Here is a 17,834-nt window from a genome sequence, read left to right on the forward strand (position 1 = left end):
CCTACAACCCAAACATCCGAAAAGTGGTGCGACCGGAAAGCTCGCGCACGGCCTCGAGTTGTTGCAGTCGCGCGAAGAGGCGTCGCGTCGCAAAGCGCGACAGGTTCTTTGTCGTCAGCGAGCCCGGTACGGCATCGTCGTCGAGCAGTCTTTGGATAACCTCGCCCGCCCCCTTTGTCCTGAGCTTGGGTGCGACGGCGATGAGCCGCTCCGCGCGCCGCGACAGCTCGGCGGCCAACCGGCAGGCCTCCGCCGCGGCTTGAACCAGCGCCAGGCAAACCGCCCGCTCAAAACTCTTGTCCGCGGGTCGGATGCGCTTGCCGCCGGCCTCATCGCGAAAAGCCGGACCGAAGGCCTGAGTCATCAGGAGCGGCCGCGGCCGCGGCCAGCGCAGGCTTTTTGCCAGCACCAGGTCGGCGAGCCGCCAGGCAAGAAGCTCGGAGTCGGGGCGCATGGTGACGACGTGAGCGACGATCGCCGCCGCGGCGAACGGCGCCGGCCGCTGCAACCCCGCCAGGTTTTCGGTCTCCGTGCTGAGGTCGGCGAGCGCAGCCTCGTCCCAATGGACCCCGAGCTGGTCGACGATTCTTTCAAGCCGATCGGGGTTCGCGGCGGGCGGCTGCACGGAAAACTGCCGCCAGGCGCCATAGATGGCGCCGGCCGGACCGGGATCGGTGCCGGCGGGGCACAAGTGCCAGGCATCGCGCAGGGCGGCCTCGTCCTCGGCGCGGCCGGCGAGCCGCATGCTGGCGGCGGCACAGCGAAGCGCCAGCCGCTGCCGCCAGGCCCCGGCCCAGGAAGGCTGCGCGCGGGCAAGCGTGTCGAGCGCGGCCAGGGCGGCGCCGGCCTGGAAGGCGGCGTCGGCGGGGCTGGCGTCACGGCCGGGCGCGAGCGCCCAGGCCGGCACGGTCGGCGGCGCGGCGGGGCTGGCGGTCGCGGGATCGAGGCGAATCATGACTTCGAGGGTAAAACGGCGGTGCGCTTTGCGCCATGATTTGCACGCCGAAACGCACAGCCTGTCGTGCCAACAAAACGAATGATAATGTTGCATTACCAGTCATTGCGATAAAATTGATAATCTGGAATCAGATCCGTGGAATTATCCGCTATGTTACTGATCTTTTACTTTTCCAATGTGCACACTGCGTTGGTGAGTGCTTCAACGATATTTAATGACGCCAGATTTCCTGGCTCCCCAAGATTCGAAACTCCGCGCTCGATAGTGGGTGTCGGGATGTAGCGCCTCTCCCGCTACCACCCTAACCCACTATCCCGCGCAGTGGTCTGGCGATGTAGCGGTCCTGCGCCGCCACCCACCGCTCCATGCGTTCGAATTGCGGATCGATGTTGCGTGGTCGCAGGTGCGAGCATCTTGCGTAGTGCAAAATTACCGCGAGCGTGTTTTCCGATTTCTACGTCGAAGCACCACCGCTGCACGATGCCAGAGGCGAGCCGCTTTTTCTCACCTGCGCCTGCTGCCACTATCTCTTCCGTGTCATCGTCAAACAGGAAAAAGACGTGGGAACAGCAGACGAACTGTGTTCTGCCACAGGTCAGCGCAGTTCCTGAGCCTGTAACCTTGGAGAGAATTGACCGCGCTCTCGATACGCTCGCCCTAGCGATCCACAAGGCTGGCAACAAAGGACGAGTGTACCTTCCGATTTACGAGCGTCTTGAACGCGAAAAGAGGAATTTGATAGCCGAGACGAGCGCAATGTTGCGCGTCAAGGAGCGGCTCAAACAATCTCGGGATCGAACGGCAAAGCAATCTTTTTGAGTTCATCGTGACGCCATTGCAGCGATCCGCCCGAACCATACTCTACACGCTCGATCGTGTGGCCCATTAAGATCTTGCGAAGCTCACTGTCGATGCCTCCCTCTTTCATACGATCCTCAAAACTGTGTCGGAGCGAGTAAATCTTGTGCTTTGGCGTAGGAAAAAGTTTGTTAGTTTTGAAAAACTTATTCAGGTTTGCTGAGAGTGCCTCTTCACGATTGCGGTAGCGGGGGAAGCCCTGCGGATTTTTCTTGAAAACCTCGAGCGCAACGCCGACCAGCGGTACGTCTCGCACGGACCATTCGGTCTTGATTTCGCGCGGATCATGGGCATCCTCCCGTGGAGAGATGCGAATATACGGGACCAGCGTATCAATGAAGATCACGGTCTCGTCGAGGTTGCATATCTCGCTTGGCCGCGCGCCTGTCTCGATCAGCGCCAGAACGCAGCGACGCGCTTGAGGATCCAGGGATTCCAGAGCGCCCGGTTTCATTATCTGATCGATTATCCATTTGGTTTCGAATGATGGCCGTTTCCGACGGCGCTTGCCGCGCTCCGAAAAACGGAGGTCATCGAATGGGGTGCCTTTTTGTTCCTCGCCCAGATGAGCGAAATAGCGCCTGTAGAGGTCCCGCATATTGCCTAGATCTCGATTGCCGGCCGACGCGGAATGTGTGGCGGGCCCGGCTTCCGGCGGCGGTGCGACGCGCCTAAGCCAGAACCGGTAGAAGGCCAATCCGTCCTCGCGCGTGATTTCACCGATGGACTTGTCGCCGATAAGGGCAACAAAATTATTGATGGCTCTCTGTTTTACTTTCTTCCACATTCGGCGCTGCGACTGGCTCTTGCCGACCACTTCATGTGCCATGATCTCATTGGCATAGACATCAAAGGCTTCGGAGATCTTGACAGGCGGCACTCGCACGCCACCGAGAAGAGCGTCGGCCACGGCCGGGGCCGCTTGAACGCGCTCCAGCGCTTCGACACGCTTTAAAATCGAATCGACATTGTGAAAGCCTGCAACCTGTCCGTTTGAAAGATAGGAAACCCCCATGGCTTCAGCCCGGCGAACGGCGTCGCGATACTGATCGAGTGCCGACCTTGTCTCGCCGCCAGAAAGAAGTACGGCCCACAGGGTCTTGTCAGCGTCTTCGAGCTTGTCGCGCATAGCACGTGCAAGGCGGCGCTCATCCGTTTCCAGGGATTTGCGAATGAACCTGCCGCGATCGTCTATGCCGACCATCTTGGCAGGCATTCGCCGGTGATAATAGAAAACCCCGCCACGCTGAATGAGGTAACGATCCGGGTCTCTGGCGGGCTCTGCGGCGACCTCTTTTCGCATGGGCCAAACTCGCGATGTATCTCACTTTGTATCGCAGTTTGTATCGCAGTAAGGCGAAAAAGCCAAGCACTCCCTTAAGGAGGTTCTCGGTGGCCATGACATTTCAATGAGTTAGAGGTTCAGCTTTCGAATTTCATTGGTGCGGTCGAGAAGACTCGAACTTCCACGGGTTGCCCCACAGCGACCTCAACGCTGCGCGTCTACCAATTCCGCCACGACCGCACGTGGTAGGAGCCGGAACGAACCGGCTCGCGGCGTGTAGCAAATCGTTCCCGGCGAAACAAGGGCGCGTCGCGCAATAATTGCCGGGGATTCGGCATAACCATCCAAAGGGTCGAACGCGCTCGGAACTGGACGTTTCGGCCGATTGCCACCATATGTGAAGCGACACGAGATACGCCATGACAGAACGCAGCCAGATCGCCACGTCGTTCCTGCCCTTGCCCGGTTCGGCGCCGGTGGAATGGCGGATCGAACCCGGCCTCACCGCCTATCCGGAGGCGCTTGCCGTGATGGAGGCGCGTGCCGAAGCGATCCGAAGTGGCGCCGCCGGCGAGATGGTCTGGCTGGTCGAGCACCCGCCGCTCTACACGGCCGGCACCAGCGCCCGCATCGAGGACCTGATCGAGCCGGACCGCTTCCCGGTGTTCGCGGCTGGACGCGGCGGTGAATACACCTATCACGGGCCAGGCCAGCGGGTCGCTTATGTGATGCTCGACCTGAAGCGGCGGCGCGAGGATGTCCGCGCCTTCGTCGCCGCACTTGAACAATGGATCATAGGCACGCTCGCCGCCTTCAATGTGCGCGGCGAACGGCGCGAGGATCGTGTCGGCGTCTGGGTGGCGCGGCCGGACCGCCCCACCCTGGCCGACGGGTCGCTCGCCGAGGACAAGATCGCTGCCATCGGCATCAGGCTGAGGCGCTGGGTGAGCTTTCACGGCATCGCCATCAATGTCGAGCCGGATCTCAGCCACTTCAGCGGCATCGTGCCGTGCGGCGTGCAGGATCACGGCGTCACCAGCCTCGTCGATCTCGGCCTTCCCGTGGGGATGGCGGACCTCGACCTCGCGCTGAAATCCGCCTTCGAGGATGTCTTCGGACCCGCGGCACCCTTGCCTGTCGAAATGACCCGCAAGGCCAGCTGAAATCTTGCAGATCGGCTCAGATCACCGCGCGGATGTCCACGAGTAGCTACGTCCCGGCAAGGCACCAGCGTTTGAGCTGCGTCTTTCAGCGTTGGCGCAGCCTCACATCGCTCCGATCCAGATCGCCATGGAAATGAGAAACGTACTCATGCACACCAGTGACACGACATCCTGAACAAGACCAGTCATCACTCTCTCCTGTTTTCAGTATGTTCGTATTTTGTTCTAATTTTGTTCGAATGTCAACGAACGCAATCCGGCTCGCCGCGAAATTACGGGCGATCGGTTCGGCACGGTTAAGAAAAGGTTGAGAGGCGGATTTCCGCCGTTTCCATACTGGCTGCGTGTGGGGAAATGCAGCCAGACGGCACGCTGGTGATCAGCCTGCTCGCAGGCCGGCTGAATATCGATACCTCTAAAGCGGGACCACCTTGCCGTCGGCCAGCGTGACGCGACGGTCCATGCGTGAGGCAAGCTCGTGATTATGGGTCGCGATCAGCGCCGCAAGGCCCGATTGCCGGACCAGCGCTCCCAGTGCCTCGAACACATAGGAGGCGGTGACAGGGTCGAGATTGCCGGTCGGCTCGTCGGCAAGCAGCACCAGCGGCGCATTGGCGACGGCGCGCGCGATGGCGACGCGCTGCTGTTCGCCGCCGGACAATTCGGATGGCCGGTGCTGCGCGCGCTTGCCGATCTGCATGTAGTCGAGCAGTTGCGCCGAACGTTCCGCAGCCTCCTTGCGCGTCAGCCCTTTTATCAGCTGCGGCATCATGATGTTTTCTAGCGCCGTGAACTCCGGCAGCAAGTGATGGAACTGATAGACGAAGCCGACGTCGTTGCGACGGATCGCCGTGCGCTCGTCGTCGGAAAGCCGCCCGCAGGCGCGGCCAGCCAGAATCACGTCGCCGGCGTCCGGTCGCTCCAGCAGCCCGGCGGTATGCAACAGCGTCGATTTGCCGGTGCCCGAAGGCGCCACCAGCGCCACGATCTCGCCGCGCTTCAGCGAAAAATCGGCTCCCTTGAGAATGGTGAGCTTGCGCGGCCCCTGGACATAGTGCCGCTCGACGCTCTTCAGCTCGATAATGGCCTCGGCCATCATTCGTACCTCAGCGCTTCGACCGGATCGAGCCTGGCCGCGCGCCATGCCGGAAACAGCGTCGCCAGGAACGACAGCACCAGTGCCATCAGTACCACCGAGATCGTCTCGCTGGCGTCCATGCGGGCCGGTAGCTGGCTCAGGAAATAGAGCTCGGGATTGAACAGCCTCTCGCCGGCGAGCCAGGAGAAGAACTGGCGGATGCGCTCGACATTCAGGCAGATGACAACGCCAAGGAGGACGCCGGCGAGTGTGCCCACCACGCCGATCGCCGCGCCCGTCATCAGGAAGATGCGCAGGATCGCGCCGCGCGTGGCGCCCATGGTGCGCAGGATGGCGATGTCGTGGCCCTTGTCCTTCACCAGCATGATCAGGCCCGAAATGATGTTGAGCGCCGCCACTAGCACGATCAGCGTCAGGATCATGAACATGACGTTGCGTTCCACTTGCAGCGCATCGAAGAATGTCCTGTTGCGCTCTCGCCAGTCGACCATGCTGATCGGCCGCTGGGCGGCCTCCTCGACCTTCGGCTTCAGCGCGTCGACATTGTCGGGATTGTCGACATAGATCTCGATGGTCTGGGCCCGGCCGTCCATGTTGAAATAGAGCTGCGCTTCCGAGAACGGCATGTAGACGATGGAGCTGTCATATTCCGACATGCCGACTTCGAAGATCGCCGTGATCGGATAACCCTTCATGCGCGGCGTCGTGCCGAGCGGCGTCACATCGCCCTCGGGCGCGATCAGCGTGATGGTGTCGCCAAGCACGAGACCGAGATTCTCCGCCATGCGGCTGCCGATGGCGACCCCCTCGCTTGCGTCGAAGTCGACGATCGAGCCCTGCTTGATATTGTTGGCGACGATCGAAATCTTGCCCAGATCCTCACCGCGTATGCCGCGCACCAGCGCCCCTGACCCGCCGCCGACATTGCCTTGCGCCAGCACCTGCCCGTCGATCAGCGGAATGGCGTATTTGACGCCGGGCACGCCGTTGATACGACCGGCAACCTGCGCGTAGTCCTCAAGCGGCATGTCGAGCGGCTGCACGATCAGATGGCCGTTGACGCCGAGGATGCGCGTCAGCAGCTCGGCGCGAAACCCGTTCATGACAGCCATCACGACGATCAGCGTGGCGACGCCCAGCATGATGCCGAGGAAGGAGATCGAGGCGATGACAGAGATCACCGTCTCCTTGCGGCGCGAACGCAGATAGCGCCACGCAACCATGCGTTCGAAGACGGAAAAAGGTCCGGCGGCCAGGGGTTTCGCTGCGGCCGCTTCGCTCATGCGGCAACACCGAAGCGTTTCTTCACGTCTGCGATCGGCAGTGTCTCGCGCTCGCCGGTCTTGCGGTTCTTGATTTCGACCTCGCCGGCTGCCACGCCGCGCGGTCCGACGATCACCTGCCACGGCAGTCCGATCAGGTCGGCGGTGGCGAACTTGCCGCCCGGCCGCTGGTCGGTGTCGTCGTAGAGCACGTCCTTCCCGGCAGCGATGAGGGAGGCATAAAGGTCGTCGCAGACGCGGTCGCACTCGGCGTCGCCGACCTTCATGTTGATCAGACCAATGTCGAAAGGCGCCACCGCCTCCGGCCAGATGATGCCGTTGTCGTCATGGCTGGCCTCGATGATCGCCGCGACCAGCCGTGACGGGCCAATGCCGTAGGAGCCCCCCGAGACGAAATGGTCCTTGCCGTCGGGTCCGGTCACCTTGGCGCCCATCGGCTTCGAATATTTGTCGCCGAAATGGAAGATATGGCCGACCTCGATGCCGCGCGCCGAGACCCGGTCCGTCTCGGTGACCTTTTCCCATGCTGCTTCGTCGTGCATCTCGTCGGTGGCGGCATAGGGTGCCGTCCATTTCGTGACGATGCCGCTGATCTCGGCATCGTTCGAGAAATCCGTGCCTTCGCCCGGTACCGTCAGCGCAAGGTAGTCGCGATGGCAAAACACCTGGCTCTCGCCGGTGTCGGCCAGGATGATGAATTCGTGGCTGAGGTCACCGCCGATCGGCCCGGTGTCGGCCCGCATCGGGATCGCCTGCAGCCCCATACGCGTGAACGTCCGAAGATAGGATACGAACATCCTGTTATAGGCCGCCTTGGCGCTTTCAAAGTCGAGGTCGAAGGAATAGGCGTCCTTCATCAGGAACTCGCGCGAACGCATGACGCCGAACCGCGGCCGCACCTCGTCGCGGAATTTCCACTGGATGTGATAGAGGTTGAGCGGCAGATCCTTATAGGACTTCACATAGGCGCGGAAAATCTCGGTGACCATTTCCTCGTTGGTCGGCCCGTAGAGCATGTCGCGATCTTGCCGGTCCTTGATGCGCAGCATCTCCTTGCCGTAGTCGTCATAGCGGCCGCTTTCGCGCCACAGCTCGGCGGACTGGATGGTCGGCATCAGGATCTCGAGCGCGCCGGCCCGGTTCTGCTCCTCGCGAATGATCCGGCAGACCTTGTCCAGCACCCTTTTGCCGAGCGGCAGCCAGGAAAAACTGCCTTGCCCCTGCTGGCGGATCATGCCGGCGCGCAGCATCAGCCGGTGCGAGACGATTTCGGCCTCGCGCGGATTTTCTTTGAGGATCGGCAGGAAATAGCGCGACAAACGCATGGACTGTTCCGTGAGAGAGGATTGCCGCACCGGAATCGGCGCGGCGCTGGCTTGCTTGCCCCGGCTTCATAGCCATTTCATGACGGAATGGAAACCCGCCCCCCAGGCGCCCGCAAAGGTGTCGCGGTGCCGCAGCCGCCTGCTGGTCGTTTCGCAAGCAACGCCTGCCCTAGTATTGTGCACTGCAGCACGAGATTGCTTATTTCCAGGCAAAATTCTGCGTGACATTTTCATCCGCCTTGGGCTAATGTGCCCCGATAAACGAGAGGGTGGAAAGAAATCTGCCCTCCTACGCGGTCAAAGTCTTGGGAGGATGCGATCTAGGCGCGGTTACTCGCTGCCGCCGGACACCGGAAACAGATCGGACGCGTTTAAATTGCAAGGCCTCGTGCCTTGCATTTTTTTTGTGCAATCATTTGGTTAGCGCGCCAAATTACCAAATCACTTTACGCGACGTCAGCACAACGGGCTCGAAAACCCGCATCGGCGTCCGGCCGGGTTTGGTGCTCACATGAAGTATGTGGACAGTACCCTAGCGGTCTAAAGCGCGTCGCATTTGAACGGATTCATGCGACGCGCTTTAAGTTCTTTTTTATGCATGTCGTTATCGCAAAACCGCTACACACTTTTGCGCGACATGCATCAATTTTCGGGGCTCTGGCTGAAGTCCGGCACGATGTGCGGGATGTCGTCGATGCCGAGGCCGAGCCCCCTCGTAACGCCATAGAAAATGCCAAGAAGAACCATCGTGACGATCGTCGTTCGTAGCGCGGCGCGCAGCATGTGCGGTCCGCGCGGCGCGCTGGGTACCGTGCCCAGCGTCACGTCCTGATCTTCGTCCTGCGTCCTCATGCTGAACGGCAGGATGGCGAACAGCACCACCCACCATGTGATGAAGAACAGGGCGAGGAACGAAACCCAGCTCATGCTTGCTCCAGTTCGACCAGCGTGCCGAAGAAATCCTTGGGATGCAGGAACAGCACCGGCTTGCCATGCGCGCCGGTCTTCGGATTGCCGTCGCCCAGGATACGGGCGCCGCAGGCTGTGAGGTGGTCGCGTGCGGCAAGAATGTCGTCGACCTCATAGCAGACATGATGCATGCCGCCCGAGGGGTTCTTCTCGAGGAATGCCGCGATCGGAGAACCCTCGCCGAGCGGCTCCAGCAATTCGATCTTGGTGTTGCCGACATCGACGAACACCACCGTCACGCCATGCTCGGGCAGCGCCTGCGGCGCGGTCACCCGAGCGCCGAGCACATCGCGATAGGCCGCAGTCGCCGCACCCAGATCCGGCACGGCAAGCGCGACATGGTTCAGTCGTCCGAGCATAGATGCTCCGAAAGTTAGGGGAATAGGGGAATACGACAGTAAGGGAGTAGGGAAAGATTTTGCTCCCCCCTACTACTCCCTTACTGCCCTACTCCCCTACTCCCTCATCTGGTGACGAACACCGTCACCAGCGGCTTCTTGCCCCACGCTTCGTTGGCGGCGCCGCGCACGGCGCGGCGCACGGCCTCCTGCACGAGGTCGAGGTCTTTTCGGCGCTGACGGGGGATGGAGTCCACGGCGCCGATTGCCGCATCGATCATCAGGTCTTCCAGGCTCTCGCCGCTTGCATCGGCCTCGGCGACGCCGATGGCGACGAGGTCGGGATCGCCGGCGAGCTCATATTTGTCGTCGAGCACGACATTGACCGCGACATGGCCGGCAAAGGACAGCTTGCGCCGGTCGCGAATGCCCATCGCCTGGTCGGTGCCGATCAGCCTGCCGTCCTTGTAGATGCGGCCGAACGGCACTTGGTCGATGATCGTCGCCGCACCGGGATAGAGCCGCAGCATGTCGCCGTCGCGGACCTGCGCCACCTGGCCGATGCCGGACACCGACATCAGAGAGCCCTGCGCCACCAGATGCGCCGCCTCGCCATGCACCGGCACGCCGATCTGCGGGCGCACCCATTCGTACATCTTGCGCAACTCGCTGCGGCGCGGATGGCCGGAGACATGCACCAGCGCATCGCCGTCCTCGATGATCTTGATGCCGAGATCGATCAGGCGGTTCTTGATCTCGAGTATCCCCTTCTCGTTGCCGGGAATGGTGCGCGAGGAGAACACCACCGTGTCGCCCGATGTCAGCGATACCGATTTCATCTCGTCGCGCGACAGTTTCGCCAGTGCCGCAAGCGGCTCGCCCTGGCTGCCGGTGCAGATGATGACGAGGTTTTCGCGCGGGATGAAACCAAAATCTTCCTCGGCGATGAATTCGGGCAGTCCGTCCATATAGCCAAGCTCATCAGCCACATCGATGACGCGCTTCAGCGAGCGGCCGAGCACCAGGCACTGGCGGCCGGCATCCCTTGCGGCCTTGGCAATGGAAACGATACGCCCGACATTGGAGGAAAAGGTGGTGACCGCGACGCGGCCCTTGGCGTTCTGGATGACGCCCTTGAGGCCCTCGCCCACCGCCACTTCCGACGGCGAATCGCCTTCCCGCAGCGCATTGGTGGAATCGCAGATCAGCGCCAGGACGCCCTTGTCGCCATAGGCGCGGAAGCGCGCCTCGTCGGTCATCGGCCCGATCGTCGGCGCCGGATCGATCTTCCAGTCGCCAGTGTGGATGACGGTGCCGGCCGGTGTGGTGATCGCCAGTGACATCGGTTCGGGGATCGAATGCGCGACCGGGATAGCCTCGATCTCGAACGGGCCGACGCTGAATCTTTCGCCGGCCCGGTAGATCGTCAACGGGATCTTCGGCGCGCCCTGCTCGCCCTGCCGCTTGGCTTCCAGCAACCCGGCGCCGAACGGCGTCATCCAAACCGGCGCCTTGAGCTTCGGCCATGTGTCGAGCAGCGCGCCGTAGTGGTCCTCATGCGCGTGGGTGATGACGATGCCGCGCAGATTGGCGATGTTCTCCTCAATGAAGCGCGTGTCGGGCAGCACCAGATCGACGCCGGGCAGGCTGGCATCGGGAAAGGTGACGCCGACATCGACGACGATCCATTCGCGGGCATCGGGCGGCCCATAGCCATAGAGGGCGAAGTTCATGCCGATCTCGCCGACGCCGCCGAGCGGCACGAAGACGAGTTCGGCGTTTTCCGCTTTCGCCATGATCTTTCCTTTCCTGGCCGGTCGGACCAAGCCCATCAAACCTGAGCCGACGCGACCGCGCCGAAATGCACGTCGCCGGCGGCGATCGTCAGAACCGAACCCTGATCGTCGCGGATCACGAAACGGCAGTCCTCGTCAATGGTCTCGAACGTGCCGCGCACCACATTACCGTCAATTCTGACAGCAACCTGCCCGCCAAGCCCCGCCGCCCGCGCCAGCCAGCGCCGCCTGACGGCTGACAGTCCGCGCCCGTCGTTCCAAAGCCGCGCATTCTCGCTCCAGGCATCCGACAGCGCCAGAAACAACGTCTCGGCATCGCAGGTAGTGCCCAGCGCGTAAAGCGATGTCGCCGGATAAGGTAAATCCTTGGGGTATGCCACCACATTGACGCCGATGCCGACTGCCACCGCGAAACGATCGCCATCCAGAACAGCCGATTCCAGCAGGATGCCGGCAAGCTTGGCGCCGGAGGCCAGTACGTCGTTCGGCCATTTCAGCTCGAAACGGTTTTTCCCTTGGCTGGCGCCATCGAGGCCGATCGAGATCCTGCCCTTCGGCACGACGGCGTCGAGCGCGTCGGCCAGCGCCAGTCCGGCGACGAAGCCGAGCGTCGCGGCAAGCCGAAGCTCGGCAGTGGTGATGACAAGCAGCGTCGCCGCCAGATTGCCCTCGGGCGTCGCCCACACCCGGCCGCGCCGGCCACGTCCGCTTTCCTGCTTCTTTGAAACGACCCAGAGCTTGCCGGGGTCGCCCGCGCGCGCATGGTCCAGCGCCAGCGCATTGGTGGAACCGACTGTGTCATGCGCCTCGAGCCGGAACCCTTCTGACGCCGCCGTTGGAGCCAGCCGAAATGCCATCCCGTCTAGAAGAAGGTCTTTGCGGCGGCTTCGGCATAGGTGCCGATCGGTCCGCCGATCAGCACGTAGAACAGCACGAAGGCGCCGCTGACGCCGAGCACGACGCGAAGCTCGGTCGCCATCGGCACGAAGCCGCCGACCGGTTCGTCGAACCACATGATCTTGATGATGCGCAGATAATAATAGGCGCCCACCACCGAGGCCAGCACGCCGATGATCGCCAGCGCGTAGAGGTTGGCGTTGATGGCGGCGAGGAACACGTACCATTTCCCCCAGAACCCGGCGAGCGGCGGGATGCCGGCCAGCGAGAACATCAGGATGGTCAGGATCGTCGCCATGATCGGATTGGTCGACGACAGGCCGGCGAGATCGCTGATCTGCTCGACATTGCCTTCCTTGCGCCGCATGGCGAGGATGAAGGCGAAGGTGCCGAGCGTCATCACCAGATAGATCAGCATGTAGATGGCGACGCCGCGCACGCCGGCCTGGCTGTTGGCGGCAAGGCCGACAAGCGCGTAGCCCATATGGCCGATCGAGGAATAGGCCATCAGCCGCTTGATATTGGTCTGGCCGATGGCCGCGAAGGCGCCGAGTGCCATCGAGGCGATCGAGATGAAGACGATGATCTGCTGCCAGTCAGCGGCGATCGGCTTGAAGGCGCCCATGGTGACGCGCACGATCAGCGCCATCGCCGCCATCTTCGGCGCCGCCGCGAGGAACGCCGTCACCGGCGTCGGCGCGCCTTCATAGACGTCCGGCGTCCACATGTGGAACGGCACCGCCGATATCTTGAAGGCGAGGCCGGCCAGCACGAAGACCAGGCCGAAGACGAGGCCAAGCTGCCGCTCGCCGCCGCCAAGTGCGGCGGCGATTTCCTGGAACCCGGTGTTGCCGGTGTAGCCATAGACCAGGCTGATGCCATAAAGCAGCATGCCCGACGACAGCGCCCCAAGGACGAAGTACTTGAGCCCCGCCTCGGTCGAGCGCAGATTGTCCCGGTTGATCGCCGCCAGCACGTAGATCGCCAGCGATTGCAGTTCGAGGCCGAGATAAAGCCCGATCATGCCGTTGGCCGAGATCATCAGCATCATGCCGAGCGTGCACAGCAGGATCAGCACCGGATATTCGAACTTGTCGAAATGCTCCGCCTTGGCGAAGCGCATCGACATGACCAGCGTCACCGCCGACCCGATCAGCGCGAGCACCTTCATGAAGCGGGCGAAGGGGTCCTGGACAAAGGCTTCGCCGTAAGCGTTGCCCTGCCCGGTGGAAAAGACCGTCCAGGCGCCCGCAATCACCAGGACGGCGACGGCAAGGCCGCTCACCGTGGTGGTGGTGTTGGCGCGCGAATAGGCGCCGAGCATCAGCAGCGCCAGGGCGCCGACGGCGAGGATCAATTCTGGTGTCGAGAGAAACAGGCTGGAGAGAAGGTCCGGCGTCATGGTTCGCAAAATCCCCAATCAGTTCGCCGCCGCGGTCTGCGCGGTGTCGATGGATGCCGTGACATTGGTGACGAGCGCCTTGACCGATTCGGCCGTCGCGTCGAAGACCGGCGCCGGGTAGACGCCGAAGAAGATGACCAGCACGACCAGCGGATAGATGATCACCTTCTCGCGCGCCGACAGGTCGAGCAGGCCCTTGAGGCTGTCCTTGGTCAGCGCGCCGAAGATCACCCGGCGATAGAGCCAGAGCGCATAGGCCGCCGACAGGATGACACCGGTGGCGGCGAAGAACGCCACCCAGGTGTTGACCCGGAACACGCCGAGCATGGTCAGGAACTCGCCGACGAACCCGCTGGTGCCGGGCAGGCCGACATTGGCCATGGTGAAGATCATGAACACGGTCGCGTATTTCGGCATGTTATTGACCAGCCCGCCATAGGCGTCGATGTCGCGCGTGTGCATGCGGTCGTAGATGACGCCGACGCAGAGGAACAGCGCGCCTGAGACGAGACCGTGCGACAGCATCTGGAAGATCGCCCCCTGCACGCCTTCCTGGTTCATCGCGAAAATGCCCATGGTGACGAAGCCCATATGGGCGACCGACGAATAGGCAATCAGCTTCTTCATGTCCTCCTGCATCAGCGCTACCAGCGAGGTATAGATGATGGCGACGACCGAGAGCGCGAACACCAGCGGCGCGAACATCTCCGAGGCGATCGGAAACATCGGCAGCGAAAAGCGCAGGAAGCCGTATCCGCCCATCTTGAGCAGGATGGCGGCCAGGATCACCGAACCGGCCGTCGGCGCCTCGACGTGAGCGTCCGGCAGCCAGGTGTGCACCGGCCACATCGGCATCTTCACGGCGAAGGATGCGAAGAACGCGAGCCACAGCCAGGTCTGCATGCTGGCCGGGAAATTGTGCGTCAGAAGCGTCGGGATGTCGGTGGTGCCGGACTGGAAGAACATCGCCATGATGGCGAGCAGCATCAGCACCGAACCGGCCAGCGTGTAGAGGAAGAACTTGAACGAGGCGTAGACGCGCCGCTTGCCGCCCCACACGCCGATGATGATGAACATCGGGATCAGGCCGGCTTCGAAGAAGACGTAGAACAAGACGATGTCGAGCGCGCAGAACACGCCGATCATCAGCGTCTCCAGCAACAGGAAGGCGATCATGTAGGCCTTGACGCGCTTGTCGATCGATTCCCACGAAGCCAGGATGCAGAGCGGCATCAGGAAGGTGGTCAGGATGACGAACAGCATGGAGATGCCGTCGACGCCCATATGGTAGGAGATGCCGGAATCCAGCCAGGCAAGCTTCTCGACGAACTGGAAGCCAGGCTCCGAATTGTCGAAGCCGGTCCAGATGAACAGCGAGATGATGAAGGTGATGCTCGTCGTCCACAACGCGATGGCGCGGATGTTGCGGCGCGCATTTTCGCTGTCGTCACGGACGAACAGGATGAGCAGCACACCAACCAGCGGCAGGAAGGTGACCAGCGAGAGGATCGGCCAGGCGGTCATCAGAGCATCATCCAGGTGACGAGTGCGGCAACGCCGATCAGCATGGCGAAGGCGTAGTGATAGAGATAGCCGGTCTGCAGCTTGACGACCCGATTGGTGACGTCGACGACGCGCGCCGAAACGCCATCAGGCCCGAGACCGTCGATGACGGTGCCGTCGCCGGTCTTCCACAGGAAGTGGCCGAGGCGTTTTGCCGGCCGTACGAACAGGAAGTCGTAGAGCTCGTCGAAATACCACTTGTTGAGCAGGAAGGCGTAGAGGCCGCGATGCTGCGCCGCGAGATTCTTCGGCATTTCCGGCGCGCGGATGTAGAACTGCCAGGCAATCGCAAAGCCGATCAGCATGGCGATGAACGGCGCCAGCTTCACCCACAACGGCACTTCGTGCATGTCGTGCAGGATGTGGTTTTCCGGCAGCGTGAACAGCGACGCCTTCCAGAACTCGGCATAGCCCTCGCCAATGAAGGCGCCATGGAAGATCACGCCGGCGAACAGCGCGCCCGCCGCCAGGATGAACAGCGGCACCAGCATGACCGGGGGCGATTCATGGATATGGTGCATGACCTCGTGGCTCGCCCGCGGCTGGCCGTGGAAGGTCATGAAGATCAGCCGCCAGGAATAGAAGCTGGTGAAGCAGGCGGCGACGACCAGCAGCACGAAGGCAAGGCCGGCGGCCGGATTGTGCGCGGCAAAGGCGCTTTCGATGATCGCGTCCTTGGAGAAGAAGCCGGCGGTGCCGATGACCGTCACCGGGATGCCGACGCCGGTCAGCGCCAGCGTGCCGATCACCATCATCCAGTAGGTCTTCGGGATGAGCGTCCTGAGCCCTCCCATATTGCGCATGTCCTGTTCGTCGGAAACGGCGTGGATCACCGAGCCGGATCCTAAGAACAGCAGCGCCTTGAAGAAGGCATGCGTGAACAGATGGAAGATCGCCGCGCCATAGGCGCCGACGCCGAGCGCCACGAACATGTAGCCGAGCTGCGAACAGGTCGAATAGGCGATGACGCGCTTGATGTCGTTCTGGACGAGGCCGACGGTCGCCGCGAAGAAGGCGGTGAAGGCGCCGATGAAGGTGACCACGATTAGCGCCGAATGCGACAGTTCGAACAGCGGCGACAGCCGCGCCAGCATGAACACGCCGGCCGTCACCATGGTGGCGGCATGGATGAGTGCGGAGACCGGCGTCGGGCCTTCCATGGCGTCCGGCAGCCAGGTGTGCAGCGGCACCTGGGCCGACTTGCCCATGGCGCCCATGAACAGCAGCAGGCAGACGACGGTCATCGCGGCCTGCTTGTCGAGCGCATAGCCGAGGAAGGTCAATACGGCAGCACCCTGCGGTGCGCCTTCGGCCGGGATGAACGTCGCCGCGTTGGCAAAGATGGTGCCGAGATTGACCGAGCCGAACAGCACGAACACACCGAAGATGCCGAGCGCGAAGCCGAAATCGCCAACGCGGTTGACGACGAAGGCCTTGATCGCGGCAGCATTGGCGGACGGCTTCTTGTACCAGAAGCCGATCAGCAGATAGGAGGCGAGGCCGACGCCTTCCCAGCCGAAGAACATCTGCACGAGATTGTCGGCCGTAACCAGCATCAGCATGGCGAAGGTGAACAGCGACAGATAGGCGAAGAAGCGCGGCCGGTTCGGATCGTGATGCATGTAGCCGATCGAGTAGATGTGGACCAGTGCCGACACCGTGTTAACGACGACCAGCATCACCACCGTCAGCGTGTCGATCCTGAGTGCCCATGCGGCCTCTAGCCCGCCCGACTGGATCCAGCGCATCACCGGCACGGTGAACACTTCGCCCTCGCCGAAACCGACGGCGAAGAAGGCAACCCACGACAGCACGGCTGATATCACCAGCAAGCCGGAGGTGATGTATTCGGAGGCTTTGGCGCCGAGCGACGTGCCGAACAGGCCGACGATCAGGAAGCCGAGCAGCGGAAGGAAGACGATGGCCTGGTACATGGTGGTTTCCGTCAACCCTTCATCATGTTCACGTCTTCGACAGCGATCGAACCGCGGTTGCGGAAGAAGACGACGAGAATGGCGAGGCCGATCGCCGCTTCAGCCGCCGCGACCGTCAGCACGAACAGCGCGAACACCTGACCGACGAGATCGCCGAGTGCCGCCGAGAAGGCAACGAAATTGATATTGACCGCGAGCAGGATCAGCTCGATCGACATCAGGATGACGATGATGTTCCTGCGGTTCAGGAAGATGCCGAACACGCCGAGCGTGAACAGGATCGCCGATACGGTGAGATAGTGCGCGATGCCGACGGTCATCTCAGATTCCTTCGCCCGTCTTGACCTTGCGGATTTCCATTCCCGTTGCCGGCGTGCGGCCGACCTGGGCTGATATCGACTGCCGCTTGACGCCCGGCTTGTGGCGCAGCGTCAGCACGATAGCGCCGATCATGGCGACCAGCAGCACAAGGCCTGCAATCTGGAAATAGTAGAGGTAGTCCGTATAGAGGATGTCGCCGAGCGCTGCCGTGTTCGAGCGCGCGACAAGGTCGGGAATGGGTTTCGAAACCGTCGCCGCCAGCTGCGGCGCGAACGTATAGCCGCCGAGCACGACGATCAGTTCAGCCGCCAGGATCAACCCGACCAGCGCGCCGATCGGCGCGTATTGCAGGGCGCCTTCCTTCATTTCGGCGAAATCGACGTCGAGCATCATGACGACGAACAGGAACAGCACCATGACCGCGCCGACATAGACGACGAGCAGGATCATCGCCAGGAACTCGGCGCCGGTCAGCATGAACAGGCCGGCGGCGTTGAAGAAGGTCAGGATCAGGAACAGCACGGAATGCACGGGATTGCGCGCCGAAATGACCATGAACGCCGACGCCACCGCGATAAAGGCGAAGAGGTAGAAAAAGGCCGCCTCTAATCCATTCAGCATGGGTTCCCCCGGGTTTCCTGTC

15 protein-coding genes and 1 tRNA gene are annotated in these 17,834 nt (G+C 62.2%); 1 reads left to right on the plus strand and 15 read right to left on the minus strand.

Annotated features, from left to right (window positions below; all coding sequences use genetic code 11):
* Position 1 precedes the first annotated feature (1 nt).
* The 3 genes from IQ26_RS24550 to IQ26_RS24560 form a co-directional block, all read right to left on the minus strand.
* On the minus strand, positions 2-955 hold the full coding sequence (locus IQ26_RS24550; protein ID WP_145720931.1) for a DUF1403 family protein: 954 nt from the start codon (positions 953-955) through the stop codon (positions 2-4).
* A 781-nt stretch (positions 956-1,736) separates the two neighbouring features.
* Complete coding sequence (locus tag IQ26_RS24555) at positions 1,737-3,119, minus strand: DUF6538 domain-containing protein (RefSeq protein ID WP_145720886.1); 1,383 nt, start codon at positions 3,117-3,119, stop codon at positions 1,737-1,739.
* 137 nt (positions 3,120-3,256) lie between these two features.
* A tRNA-Leu gene (locus tag IQ26_RS24560) sits at positions 3,257-3,341 on the minus strand.
* A 179-nt stretch (positions 3,342-3,520) separates the two neighbouring features.
* Here IQ26_RS24560 and lipB point away from each other — a divergent pair.
* Complete coding sequence (gene lipB / locus IQ26_RS24565; RefSeq protein ID WP_145720887.1) at positions 3,521-4,264, plus strand: lipoyl(octanoyl) transferase LipB; 744 nt, start codon at positions 3,521-3,523, stop codon at positions 4,262-4,264.
* 415 nt (positions 4,265-4,679) lie between these two features.
* Here the strand turns inward: lipB and IQ26_RS24570 are convergent, their stop codons facing one another.
* The 12 genes from IQ26_RS24570 to IQ26_RS24625 all read right to left on the minus strand — a co-directional run bounded on the left by IQ26_RS24570 (position 4,680) and on the right by IQ26_RS24625 (position 17,812).
* Positions 4,680-5,363: an ABC transporter ATP-binding protein gene (locus tag IQ26_RS24570; protein WP_208760208.1), complete on the minus strand. Its 684-nt coding sequence runs from the start codon at positions 5,361-5,363 to the stop codon at positions 4,680-4,682.
* Positions 5,360-6,646 (minus strand): lipoprotein-releasing ABC transporter permease subunit, encoded by a 1,287-nt coding sequence (locus IQ26_RS24575; RefSeq protein WP_145720889.1) that lies wholly within the window; start codon positions 6,644-6,646, stop codon positions 5,360-5,362. Before IQ26_RS24575 ends, IQ26_RS24570 begins: the two co-directional genes overlap by 4 nt.
* A complete protein-coding gene (gene proS, locus IQ26_RS24580) occupies positions 6,643-7,971 on the minus strand; it encodes a proline--tRNA ligase (RefSeq protein WP_145720890.1) in 1,329 nt (442 codons plus the stop codon). The genes IQ26_RS24575 and proS overlap by 4 nt, the downstream gene beginning before the upstream one ends.
* Before the next feature lie 642 nt (positions 7,972-8,613).
* A complete protein-coding gene (locus tag IQ26_RS24585) occupies positions 8,614-8,898 on the minus strand; it encodes a DUF1467 family protein (protein WP_145720891.1) in 285 nt (94 codons plus the stop codon).
* The gene (gene mce, locus IQ26_RS24590; RefSeq protein ID WP_145720892.1) at positions 8,895-9,299 is read right to left on the minus strand and encodes a methylmalonyl-CoA epimerase; all 405 of its coding nucleotides are present in this window, start codon (positions 9,297-9,299) and stop codon (positions 8,895-8,897) included. Before mce ends, IQ26_RS24585 begins: the two co-directional genes overlap by 4 nt.
* A gap of 104 nt (positions 9,300-9,403) precedes the next feature.
* Entirely contained in the window at positions 9,404-11,074 is a 1,671-nt protein-coding gene (locus IQ26_RS24595) for a ribonuclease J (RefSeq protein ID WP_145720893.1), read from the minus strand.
* A gap of 35 nt (positions 11,075-11,109) precedes the next feature.
* Positions 11,110-11,931 (minus strand): biotin--[acetyl-CoA-carboxylase] ligase, encoded by an 822-nt coding sequence (locus IQ26_RS24600; RefSeq protein ID WP_145720894.1) that lies wholly within the window; start codon positions 11,929-11,931, stop codon positions 11,110-11,112.
* 5 nt (positions 11,932-11,936) lie between these two features.
* Entirely contained in the window at positions 11,937-13,373 is a 1,437-nt protein-coding gene (gene nuoN / locus IQ26_RS24605) for an NADH-quinone oxidoreductase subunit NuoN (RefSeq protein ID WP_145720895.1), read from the minus strand.
* A gap of 18 nt (positions 13,374-13,391) precedes the next feature.
* Positions 13,392-14,897 carry an NADH-quinone oxidoreductase subunit M gene (locus tag IQ26_RS24610; protein WP_145720896.1) on the minus strand — a complete coding sequence of 502 codons (1,506 nt, stop codon included), beginning with the start codon at positions 14,895-14,897 and terminating at the stop codon, positions 13,392-13,394.
* Positions 14,897-16,870, minus strand: coding sequence for an NADH-quinone oxidoreductase subunit L (gene nuoL / locus IQ26_RS24615; RefSeq protein ID WP_145720897.1), 1,974 nt, complete (start codon positions 16,868-16,870; stop codon positions 14,897-14,899). Before nuoL ends, IQ26_RS24610 begins: the two co-directional genes overlap by 1 nt.
* An 11-nt stretch (positions 16,871-16,881) precedes the next feature.
* Positions 16,882-17,190 carry an NADH-quinone oxidoreductase subunit NuoK gene (nuoK, locus tag IQ26_RS24620; RefSeq protein ID WP_006335669.1) on the minus strand — a complete coding sequence of 103 codons (309 nt, stop codon included), beginning with the start codon at positions 17,188-17,190 and terminating at the stop codon, positions 16,882-16,884.
* Position 17,191: 1 nt separating this feature from the next.
* Positions 17,192-17,812, minus strand: a complete 621-nt coding sequence (locus tag IQ26_RS24625; RefSeq protein WP_145720898.1) for an NADH-quinone oxidoreductase subunit J — start codon at positions 17,810-17,812, stop codon at positions 17,192-17,194.
* Positions 17,813-17,834: the final 22 nt, after the last annotated feature.

It is taken from the genome of Mesorhizobium tianshanense (genome assembly GCF_007830515.1).
Classification (GTDB): Bacteria; Pseudomonadota; Alphaproteobacteria; order Rhizobiales; family Rhizobiaceae; genus Mesorhizobium; species Mesorhizobium tianshanense.

What these genes read in the sequence shown, in the direction of transcription:
- IQ26_RS24610 (WP_145720896.1), bottom strand. Translation starts at nt 14,897, where the DNA reads ATGACCGCCTGGCCGATCCTCTCGCTGGTCACCTTCCTGCCGCTGGTT.
- IQ26_RS24555 (WP_145720886.1), bottom strand. Translation starts at nt 3,119, where the DNA reads ATGCGAAAAGAGGTCGCCGCAGAGCCCGCCAGAGACCCGGATCGTTAC.
- nuoL (WP_145720897.1), bottom strand. Translation starts at nt 16,870, where the DNA reads ATGTACCAGGCCATCGTCTTCCTTCCGCTGCTCGGCTTCCTGATCGTC.
- IQ26_RS24600 (WP_145720894.1), bottom strand. Translation starts at nt 11,931, where the DNA reads ATGGCATTTCGGCTGGCTCCAACGGCGGCGTCAGAAGGGTTCCGGCTC.
- mce (WP_145720892.1), bottom strand. Translation starts at nt 9,299, where the DNA reads ATGCTCGGACGACTGAACCATGTCGCGCTTGCCGTGCCGGATCTGGGT.
- IQ26_RS24570 (WP_208760208.1), bottom strand. Translation starts at nt 5,363, where the DNA reads ATGATGGCCGAGGCCATTATCGAGCTGAAGAGCGTCGAGCGGCACTAT.
- lipB (WP_145720887.1), top strand. Translation starts at nt 3,521, where the DNA reads ATGACAGAACGCAGCCAGATCGCCACGTCGTTCCTGCCCTTGCCCGGT.
- IQ26_RS24575 (WP_145720889.1), bottom strand. Translation starts at nt 6,646, where the DNA reads ATGAGCGAAGCGGCCGCAGCGAAACCCCTGGCCGCCGGACCTTTTTCC.
- nuoK (WP_006335669.1), bottom strand. Translation starts at nt 17,190, where the DNA reads ATGACCGTCGGCATCGCGCACTATCTCACCGTATCGGCGATCCTGTTC.
- IQ26_RS24625 (WP_145720898.1), bottom strand. Translation starts at nt 17,812, where the DNA reads ATGCTGAATGGATTAGAGGCGGCCTTTTTCTACCTCTTCGCCTTTATC.
- proS (WP_145720890.1), bottom strand. Translation starts at nt 7,971, where the DNA reads ATGCGTTTGTCGCGCTATTTCCTGCCGATCCTCAAAGAAAATCCGCGC.
- IQ26_RS24550 (WP_145720931.1), bottom strand. Translation starts at nt 955, where the DNA reads ATGATTCGCCTCGATCCCGCGACCGCCAGCCCCGCCGCGCCGCCGACC.
- nuoN (WP_145720895.1), bottom strand. Translation starts at nt 13,373, where the DNA reads ATGACGCCGGACCTTCTCTCCAGCCTGTTTCTCTCGACACCAGAATTG.
- IQ26_RS24585 (WP_145720891.1), bottom strand. Translation starts at nt 8,898, where the DNA reads ATGAGCTGGGTTTCGTTCCTCGCCCTGTTCTTCATCACATGGTGGGTG.
- IQ26_RS24595 (WP_145720893.1), bottom strand. Translation starts at nt 11,074, where the DNA reads ATGGCGAAAGCGGAAAACGCCGAACTCGTCTTCGTGCCGCTCGGCGGC.